Origin of the sequence: Zoogloea sp. 1C4, from assembly GCF_009469605.1 — a bacterium.
Lineage (GTDB): Bacteria > Pseudomonadota > Gammaproteobacteria > Burkholderiales > Rhodocyclaceae > Zoogloea > Zoogloea oryzae.
The window spans coordinates 39191-49034 of sequence record NZ_SSXU01000025.1 but is presented as its reverse complement, the minus strand read 5'-3'; the positions used below and the strand labels follow the sequence as shown (position 1 = coordinate 49034).

Sequence of the window (9844 nt, the reverse complement as noted above, 5' to 3'; positions counted from 1 at the left end):
ATTCATCCAGTCCGCCTTGCGGGAGTGGGCCTACGGCCATGCTTACACCAACTCGGACCAGCGCCGCGCGGCCTTGCCGCTCTGGAATCACTTCTACAACTGGCATCGACCCCACCACGGCATCGGCCGCCAAACCCCCAGCTCTCGGCTACCAGGGGACGGAAACAACGTCTTGACTCGGCACAACTAGTACCTCCTGCACTGGCTTTCTGCGCCAGACAGCCATCAACAAGGCACTTGATCGCTAGCGGCAAAGTACGATTATCAGATCATTTCCCCGACGTGGTGCTGATTTCAACGCGGCGGTTCACCGAACTGCTCGGGTTGCCCTTGTCTTTGAGTTGTGCCGATCCCACCCCGCTTGCCTTGAGGAAGGACGGTGAAATTCCGAAACTGCTGATGAAATACTGCCGAACCGCTTCAGCTCGCCGTTCAGACAGGTTTTGATTGAGACGCTTGGAGCCGGTGATGTCGGTGTGACCGATGAAAATCACGGAACTCCCGGACGCTTCGTTGCGCTTCAGAACTGGACCGAAGCTAGCCAGCAAGCTCTTGGCGGCGTCGCTGAGCTGAGCCGATCCAGAGGTAAACGAAATGTTTGACGGCAGGGAAAACACCTTTCGCGGAACGATCTGACCGCAAGTGAAACCGGCTTTCGCCGCTTCCTCGCAAGCCGCCGTGATTGAGGATTTCGGGAACAAACCGCTTTCGATCACTTCTGGAGCGACGCTCTCGTTGAGCTCAACTACGTCGCCACTGTTGTCGGCGGCTAAGGCAACTCCGGAAGCCAGGCAGATCGTCGAAATCATGAGTGATTTAAGCATCTTGGCAGGCCCTCTAACAGTTGAATTCATAACCTGGAGAGCATAAAAAGCTCCATCCTAAGTATACTCCAGACTACGTTTTTTGCCACGAAGTGCAATATGGTGCTCAACAGCTCTCGGATTTGCGGGCGCCACACAAGCCCTTCGGTGGCCGATAGCCCAGGCGGACAGCCTCAGGGCCGAAAAACTCGGCGTCAGGATCACCCTTCTCGGCCAGGCTGCGATAGAGCTCGTAGCATGCAATGGCGTTGCCGAGCAGGGCCGAGTAACGCAGCCATTGTTCGCCGCGCTGGAGGTTTTGAGAGATCCCGTTGTGCCCGTTTCGGTACATCAGTGAGATCCGCTCGGCTGCATCCTTGTCTCCGCGTAGCGCCTTACGCAGATCGGTCATGAAGAGTTCATCGCCCTTGGTGGTCTGAAAGGCGCTGACGGACAGCCGGACGAAGGGGCTGGACAGTGCTTGAAGCGCGTCGTCGGCCCCTGCCAGCGCCACCCGGACCTGGGCGTTGTAGCGGCTGTTCGGGTAAGCCTTTAGGAAGCCCTCGGCGCTCTTTTTGACGTCGCCTGGGAGTAGCGCTGCAGCCTGCTTGGCGTAGGCGTCATCTTCTGCATTGCGGGACGCAGCGAGAACTCGGGTTCGGCCCAGCATGAACACGCCGGCTTGGCCGGTGGTCATGTGAGGACGCTGGGCGAGTTGGCGGACGATGGCGGCGGGGTGATTGGTCATCGTCTTTTCGACCCGCAGACGGGTCAGCTCGAAGATATCGGTGATCGGCGTTTCTTCGTCCACGTCGTTCAGTGCACCAACCAGTTCCTGAGTGTAGAAACTGTTCTTGTCGGGATCGGCGGGCGACAGCGCCACTTGGCCGGCGCTGGCCGAGAAAGCCACGATGCAACCCTCCGGTGCGGTCGAGTAGTTGAACGCGCCGGCCGTGTCATTGGTCGTGCGGCAGGCATCGATAACGGCCACTCCAAGGCCCGGATAGCGTTGCGGAAAGGCAGCGATCAGCTTTTCCTGCAGATTGATCGAGAGTTCCCTTGCTTTGGGGTCGTTGGTGGCGATGCCGGCGGGCAGGAGGTAATTGCGCCCGTCGATCTGCATGCCGTGACCGCAGAAGTAGACCAAGCCGATGCTGCGGCCGTCATTCGGGAGCATCGCCATGTGTTTGCGAAAACGCTCGATGGCAGCCGTGAAGCGGTGCAGATCGAGGTCATTCTCCACCTCGACCTCGAAGCCATGACGCCGTAGCGCAGCCTCAAGATCGCGGCCGTTCTTGCGCGCCGGCAAGATGCTGTCTCCACTCGGGTAGCTGCCGCAGCAGACGAGCAGCGCAATCTTCTGCGCTGGGGCTCGTTTTCTCGAATCGACAATGTCGGCGGCCAGCAATGGGCGAGAGTTGGTGCCTGCCGTTGATATCACGATGCCTGCCTGCCACATTCGAACCAAAAAATCCCTGCGCAGGGATGCATTGTGGGATGGGTGGGGTGGTCTTGACTGCGAATCGGACATGGTTAGTGCGGTGGGCTATTGGGGGCGGCGGCGAGTCTCGGAGAAGAGTTTCACTATTCACTGCATGGGGTGAATTTTCCTTGCGGATTTGACGGCATATCTTGCCTTGCACGGGACATGATTTGTGAGTAGTCTTAACGCAAACGGGTATCTACTTGCTTAAGGGTGTCAGCATGCAGGATTCTTTCCAGTCCCGGGTGTCGGTGGTGCTTACATTTTTCACGGCATCGGTGGGGCCTGCACTGGCCCAACAGGATGCTGGTCAGATTTTGCGCCAAATCGAGCCTCCTTCACAGCCGACATCGCGCCCGCCAGCCGAGCTGATTGATCAGCGCTTGGTTCCGCGCAAGGAAATCTCCGACGTACCCGACCTTAAGGTGGATGTCACCGCCTTCCGCCTCATTGGCGCACCTGAAGAAGAACGCACTGCGATCATGGCACTGCTGGCGTCGGCCATCGGCCCCAACAAGAGCTTTCAGGATATCCTCGACGCTGCCAGCCTGGTTCGCAGCCACCTTAACGCCCGCGGTTATCTCCTTGCACAGGTCTACATTCCGGAACAGAAGCTCCAAGACGGTGTCGTCGAGATCGTCATCTTGCTTGGCATGCTGGGCAAGGTCGAGCTTAACTACGATCCCGCAACGCCAGTCTCCAAAGCACGCATCCAGGCCCAGCTAGACCGCCTCCAGACCGGCGTGGTGCTGCGCACCGCAGAGCTGGAACGGGTTCTGTTTCTGCTAAACGACCTTCACGGTGTGCGTGCTCGCTCTACCATCCGCCCGGGCAGCACGCCGGGTACGGCTGATCTGATCGTCGACGTGACGCCGGACCCCACCGTCGGCGGGTTGTTCCAGCTCGATGCCATGGGCTCCCGCTACACCGGCCTGTACCGAGCCATGGGCGGTCTCAACATCGGTTCGCCGCTGGGCATCGGCGATTCGCTGTCGTTTCGCGGCATCTATGGCGAAGACAGCGGGATCAACTTCGGCTCGGTAAGCTACGTGGCGCCGGTGGGAACCGACGGCTGGCGGCTCGGTGGCTCGTATTCCAACCTCAACTACAAGCTGCTGACCAAAGCCGGCATACCGCCGGGTACCGGCGCCGCCTCCGATGGACTGGTGTTTGCGCTCTACCCGCTGGTCCGCTCGCGCAACGTCAATGTCTTCGTCCAGGCCGGCTTCGACCACAAGGAATTCACCGACGTTCCAGACGCCGGTGCGGTGGTCAAGCGACGTTCCGATTCCGCCTTGGTCACGGTCAGCGGCGACCTGCGCGACACGTTTCTCGGGGGTGGTATCAACAGCTTCTCCTTGGGCTACACCCACGGAAGCCTCGACAATCCGACGGCTCAGATCGGTACGCCAACCGGTCTGTACCGCCGAATCAACCCGTACTATTCCCGACTCCAGAGCCTCGGCCAGACCGGCCTGCTCGCGTTCTTCCGTTATTCAGGGCAACTGACGCCCGACCGGCTAGACAGCAGCGAAAAGTTCAGTCTCGGCGGCCCGAGCGGCGTGCGGGCCTTTCCGGTGGGTGAGGCGCCCGCCGACCGGGCGCATCTGGTCAGCGTCGAACTGCGTCACACGCTGCCCAACTGGGATGGCCGGATCCCAGGTTCGCTGGTCGGCGCAATGTTCTGGGATTGGGGCAGGGCGCGCCTTGACCGCGATCCGTCCGCCGGCAACTCGACGGCCGACCGCAACACCCGGGTGCTTTCAGCCGTAGGCCTGGCGCTCAACTGGGCAACCGCCCAGTCGTGGTCTGCCCAGGCCAGTCTCGCCTGGCGCACCCAGGGTGAGCTCGTCAGCGACAAGCTCGATCACCGCCCCCGGCTCTACGCCCAGATCACCCGCTACTTCTGACAAGCCCGCGCCAACCCCGGCCTTCTGGGTCGTGGCACCCAGGATGAAATAAAGGAAGTTTCATGGTCACCCAGCCCCGCCAAGCGACACGATCCTCCCGCTACGACGTGCCCCGTTTCCGCACCAGCCTGCGGCCATTGGCCGCGGCGCTGATGGTGGCGCTGTGCAACAACGCCTTCGCCCTGCCCACCGATCCCACCATCGTGTCAGGGCAGGCCGCCGTCAATGCGGCCGGCACGACCGGGCTGGTGGTCAATCAGAGCAGTGCCAAGGCGGCGATCGACTGGCGCACCTTCAGCGTTGGCAGCAACGAAACGGTGCGCTTCAACCAGCCCTCCACCGCCGCGGTGACCGTCAATCGGGTCACGACCAATGACCCTTCCCAAATCCTCGGCAAGATCAGCGCTCTCGGTTCGGTATTCCTCATCAACCCGTCAGGCATCATATTTGGCCGTGATGCGGTGGTCGATGTGGGCAGCCTGGTGGCATCCACCCTCACCGCCAGCAGTGCCGATCTGCTGAGTGGCCGCTACGTGTTCGGCGTAGCACCAGGAGGGTCGGGCCGCGTGCGCAACGAGGGCCGGATTACCGCGGCCGAAGGCGGCAGCGTGACACTGATCGGCACCCGGGTGAGCAACACCGGCACCATCGTCACGCCGGGTGGATCTACCGGCCTCATCGCCGGTGAGCGGGTCAACATCGATTTCGACGGTGACGGCCTCGTACGGTATCAGGTGGATGCAGGTGCCGTGCCGACGCTGGTCGAGAACGCCGGGCAAATCATCGCCGATGGTGGTCGGGTGGCGCTGCAGGCCGGCACCCGGGACGCCCTCCTCGATACCGTGCTGAACGTGGATGGCGTGGTGCGGGCGCGGAGCATCAGCCGGCGCAACGGCGAAATCTATCTCGATGGCGGCGGCAGCGGCGTGGTGCAGGTAAGCGGAACGCTGGATGCATCGGGTACCGCGGCCGGTGTCGGTGGCGGGCGGGTGAGGGTGCTGGGCGAGAGCGTCGGCCTGTTCGGCAGCGCCCACATCGATGCATCGGGCGAAACCGGCGGCGGAACAGTGCTGATCGGTGGCAATTATCAAGGCGGCGGCGCCGAGCACAACGCCACCCGCAGCTATGTCGGAAGCGGCGCGAGTATTTCCGCCGACGCCACCGGCAGCGGTGACGGCGGCAAGGTGATCGTCTGGGCCGACGACTGGACGCGCTTCTACGGCAGCATCCGGGCCCGCGGCGGCACGCTGGGCGGTGACGGCGGTTTCGTCGAGGTGTCGGGCAAGCGTAATCTGGCCTTCTCGGGCAACGTGAACACAGGCGCTGTGCTGGGGCGAGCGGGGATGTTGCTGCTCGACCCGGAGAATCTTAACGTGGTGTCCGGGGAGGCACCGGCCCCGGCGGTAACGGCGGATCCCGCGGGTGTTTTCCGGGCGCCGAGCGTGGGAGATGACATCACGTACTACGTGTCCGCCTCCAGCCTCGACGGTGCGTCGGATTACACCCTTCAGGCACCCGGTACGGTGACTTTTGCCACTTCAGTGGCCTTCAACGGGGTTGCCAGCAACATCATTTCTGTCACTGGTGGCACTGGCATCATATTTGCCGGCGGCTCGACGGTATCGACCAAGGGTGCGGCGCTGTCGCTCACCGCGCCGGATATGACCCTCGGCGCGATCACCACCAACGTTGGCAGCCCGGCAGGCGGAAACCTCAAGATCGATGCCAGTGGCACCGTTACCCAGCTTGCCGCCTTCACCCTTGGCGCCGGCTCGCTGATCAAGCAAGGCACTGGAACCCTCAATCTCAGCCAGACCAACACCTACACCGGCAGCACGACGGTCAACGCCGGCACCATCACCGTGAGCAACGCTGCGGGGCTGGGCTTCAGTGCGGTTCAGGTTGATTCGGGCGCCACGCTGTATATCGACGGTGTGACGATTGCGCCCTCGTCGATCAACATCGCCGGCAGCGGCGTGGACGGCACGGGCGCATTGACCGGCACCGGCGCCGCGTCTTACAGCGGTAGCCTAGTGCTCAGCGGCGCCGCGGCTGTCGGTGCAACCGCGGGCAGCACGCTGACCCTCGGCGCCATCAACGGCGGTGTCGGCGACAGCCTGATCAAGCTCGGTGATGGCACGGTCGTGCTGGGCGGCCCGGCAAGCTATTCTGGCGGCACAACCATCGGCGCCGGCGTGCTCACGGCGGGCAACGCCACCGCCCTCGGCCCTGCGGGCACTGTCACGGTCACGTCGGGCGGAACGCTCAACATAGCCGACGGCATCACCCTCGCGGCCGGTACGCCAATCAGCCTTTCCGGCACCCTGCGCGGCACGGGCAATGCGGTTTACGATGGCACGGTGACCCTTGCGGCAGCGACCGCACGCATCGACACCCCCATCGCCAGCGACACCCTCACGCTGCGTGCGGCGATGGACGGCAGTAGCGCCCTCACCAAGATCGGCGCCGGGACGCTGAAATTGTCCGGTGCCAACAGCTACTCCGGCAGCACCGCGATCAATGGCGGCACCGTGCTCCTGAACAGCAGCAGCACGCTACCCGATCTCACCGTGGTGAGTTTTTCCGGCGCCGGCTCGAAGCTCGAACTCAACGGAACGAATCAGCACATCGGCAGCCTCGGCGGTTCGGGCACGATCCAGCTCGGCACAGGGACGCTGCGGGTCACCCAGAATGTCGACAACACCTTCTCCGGTACGATCGCCGGTGCCGGCAACCTCACGAAGGATGGTCCGGCCACGCTGACGCTCACCAGCGCCGGCGGCTACGCCGGAACGACCCGGGTGACCGGCGGCATGCTGACCCTGCAGGGCGCGGGGAGCCTCGGCGGCGGTGCGGCCACTGTGGATAACGGCGCCACCCTGCATCTGGACGGCGTGTCGCTGACTTCGCCCAGCTCGATCAATCTCGCTGGCGCCGGCTGGAACGACGGCACCCACAGCTATGGCGCGTTGTGGGGTACTGGCGCCGCGGGCTACACCGGAGAGCTCGCGCTGACGTCCCCGGCGACCATCCATGTGGGGCCGTTCAGCGGTGCGAGTACCGACCGACTCACCTTGACTGCCGGCAGCGGCGGCACGGTGATTTCGGGTGGGATCTCGCGCAACCTCACCAAAACCGGTCTCGGCACGTTGGAGATATCCACAGGCAGCGCGTCCTTCGGCGACATGGCGATCCAGGCTGGTACCCTGAGCATACGTAGCGACGCCCTGGGCGTGGGCGATGTCAGCGTGGCCTCCGGCGCTACCCTGAACATCAACAACACCGCTCTGCACACACCGAGGTCGATCCAACTGAGCGGTAACGGCTTGGGCGGCGCTGGTGCGCTGACCGGCACCGGCACCGCCGGCTACACAGGTGCAATCGCACTGCCCGCGGCTACCTCAATCGGCGTCAGCGCCGGCAGCATGTTCACCCTCAACACCAACCGCAGTGGCGCCGGCAACCTCACCAAAGTGGGCGCGGGCACGCTCGTACTCGGTGGCAGTGCTGCCGCTCACAGCGGCACCACGGCCATCGCCGATGGCATCCTCACCGCCGTCAGCAACTCCGCCTTTGGCCCGGGCAGCGTCGCGGTGGATTCAGGTGCAACGCTCAACATAGCCGACGGCATCACCCTCGCGGCCGTTACGCCAATCAGCCTTTCCGGCACCCTGCGCGGCACGGGCAATGCGGTTTACGATGGTACGGTGACCCTCGCGGCAGCGACCGCACGCATCGACACCCCCATCGCCAGCGACACCCTCATGCTGGGTGCGGCGATGGACGGCAGTAGCGCCCTCACCAAGATCGGCGCCGGGACGCTGAAATTGTCCGGTGCCAACAGCTACTCCGGCAGCACCGCGATCAATGGCGGCACCGTGCTCCTGAACAGCAGCAGCACGCTACCCGATCTCACCGTGGTGAGTTTTTCCGGCGCCGGCTCGAAGCTCGAACTCAACGGAACGAATCAGCACATCGGCAGCCTCGGCGGTTCGGGCACGATCCAGCTCGGCACAGGGACGCTGCGGGTCACCCAGAATGTCGACAACACCTTCTCCGGTACGATCGCCGGTGCCGGCAACCTCACGAAGGATGGTCCGGCCACGCTGACGCTCACCAGCGCCGGCGGCTACGCCGGAACGACCCGGGTGACCGGCGGCATGCTGACCCTGCAGGGCGCGGGGAGCCTCGGCGGCGGTGCGGCCACTGTGGATAACGGCGCCACCCTGCATCTGGACGGCGTGTCGCTGACTTCGCCCAGCTCGATCAATCTCGCTGGCGCCGGCTGGAACGACGGCACCCACAGCTATGGCGCGTTGTGGGGTACTGGCGCCGCGGGCTACACCGGAGAGCTCGCGCTGACGTCCCCGGCGACCATCCATGTGGGGCCGTTCAGCGGTGCGAGTACCGACCGACTCACCTTGACTGCCGGCAGCGGCGGCACGGTGATTTCGGGTGGGATCTCGCGCAACCTCACCAAAACCGGTCTCGGCACGTTGGAGATATCCACAGGCAGCGCGTCCTTCGGCGACATGGCGATCCAGGCTGGTACCCTGAGCGTACGTAGCGACGCCCTGGGCGTGGGCGATGTCAGCGTGGCCTCCGGCGCTACCCTGAACATCAACAACACCGCTCTGCACACACCGAGGTCGATCCAACTGAGCGGTAACGGCTTGGGCGGCGCTGGTGCGCTGACCGGCACCGGCACCGCCGGCTACACAGGTGCAATCGCACTGCCCGCGGCTACCTCAATCGGCGTCAGCGCCGGCAGCATACTCACCCTCAACGCCAACCGCAGTGGCGCCGGCAACCTCACCAAAGTGGGTGGGGGCACGCTCGTACTCGGCGGTAGTGCCGCCACCCACAGCGGCACCACGACCATCGCCGCCGGCATCCTCACCGCCGTCAGCAACTCCGCCTTTGGCCCGGGCAGCGTCGCAGTGGATTCAGGTGCAACGCTCAACATCGCCGACGGTGTGACCCTCGGCTCACCATCCAGCATCAATCTGGCGGGTTCTGGTGTGGTGATCGCCGGCCGTAGCGTCGGTGCGCTGATGGGCACCGGCGCCGCGTCGTACAGCGGCGGCGTCAGGCTCGCCAGCGATGCCGAGATCACTGCGGCTGCCGGCGGAACACTGACCCTGAACGGCACCGTCAACGGCGCAACGCGTGCGCTCACCATTGATGGCCCCGGCACCGTTACGCTCGCCGCTGGCGCCAACGGCCTCAGCAGTGTGACTCAACTGGCAGGCAGCACCCTCAACCTCGGCGCCAGCCAGAGCATCGTGACCAGCGGCGTACAGACCTATCTCGGCACGCTGCGCGGCGCCAACGCCACGCTGCGGAGTACCGGCGGCGGTGCGGTCAGCGCCGCCGGCAGTGCTAACCACTTCACCGGTACGCTGACCCTTGATACCACCGGCCCCGCCAGCCTGGCCGGGCACTTCGGCAGCTTGAACGCCCACACCGGCGCGCTCAGCCTGGGCGCCACCACCGTCGACAGCAACGCCGCGATCATCGCCAGCGGCACGATCGGCCAGACGGCAGCGCTCGTCGTCGGCGGCACCACGACGCTCGATGCGGGCGCCAACGCCATCACGCTCGGCAACGCCGGCAACGATTTCGGCGGCGCCGTCAGCGCTACCGGC

The 9844-nt window shown here is 64.4% G+C and carries 5 protein-coding genes; 3 read left to right on the top strand and 2 right to left on the bottom strand.

Annotated elements, in window-relative coordinates; genetic code table 11:
* On the top strand, window positions 1-190 hold a 190-nt coding region (locus GH681_RS20080; protein WP_153163328.1), incomplete at its 5' end, for an integrase core domain-containing protein.
* Between the two features lie 79 nt (window positions 191-269).
* Here the strand turns inward: GH681_RS20080 and GH681_RS20075 are convergent.
* Both GH681_RS20075 and GH681_RS20070 read right to left on the bottom strand, forming a co-directional pair.
* A complete protein-coding gene (locus GH681_RS20075; protein ID WP_194271296.1) occupies window positions 270-824 on the bottom strand; it encodes an OmpA family protein in 555 nt (184 codons plus the stop codon).
* A 106-nt stretch (window positions 825-930) separates the two neighbouring features.
* Entirely contained in the window at window positions 931-2334 is a 1404-nt protein-coding gene (locus tag GH681_RS20070) for a caspase family protein (RefSeq protein ID WP_153163326.1), read from the bottom strand.
* Window positions 2335-2507: 173 nt separating this feature from the next.
* On the opposite strand from GH681_RS20070, the gene GH681_RS20065 reads away from it, so the two are divergent.
* The gene (locus tag GH681_RS20065) at window positions 2508-4196 is read left to right on the top strand and encodes a ShlB/FhaC/HecB family hemolysin secretion/activation protein (protein WP_153163325.1); all 1689 of its coding nucleotides are present in this window, start codon (window positions 2508-2510) and stop codon (window positions 4194-4196) included.
* 62 nt (window positions 4197-4258) lie between these two features.
* A partial coding sequence (locus GH681_RS20060) for an autotransporter-associated beta strand repeat-containing protein (RefSeq protein WP_153163324.1) occupies window positions 4259-9844 on the top strand: 5586 nt, incomplete at its 3' end.

Bases quoted from the DNA above. Each gene is read 5' to 3' on its own strand.
- GH681_RS20075 (WP_194271296.1), bottom strand. From the start codon at position 824: ATGCTTAAATCACTCATGATTTCGACGATCTGCCTGGCTTCCGGAGTT.
- GH681_RS20070 (WP_153163326.1), bottom strand. From the start codon at position 2,334: ATGTCCGATTCGCAGTCAAGACCACCCCACCCATCCCACAATGCATCC.
- GH681_RS20065 (WP_153163325.1), top strand. From the start codon at position 2,508: ATGCAGGATTCTTTCCAGTCCCGGGTGTCGGTGGTGCTTACATTTTTC.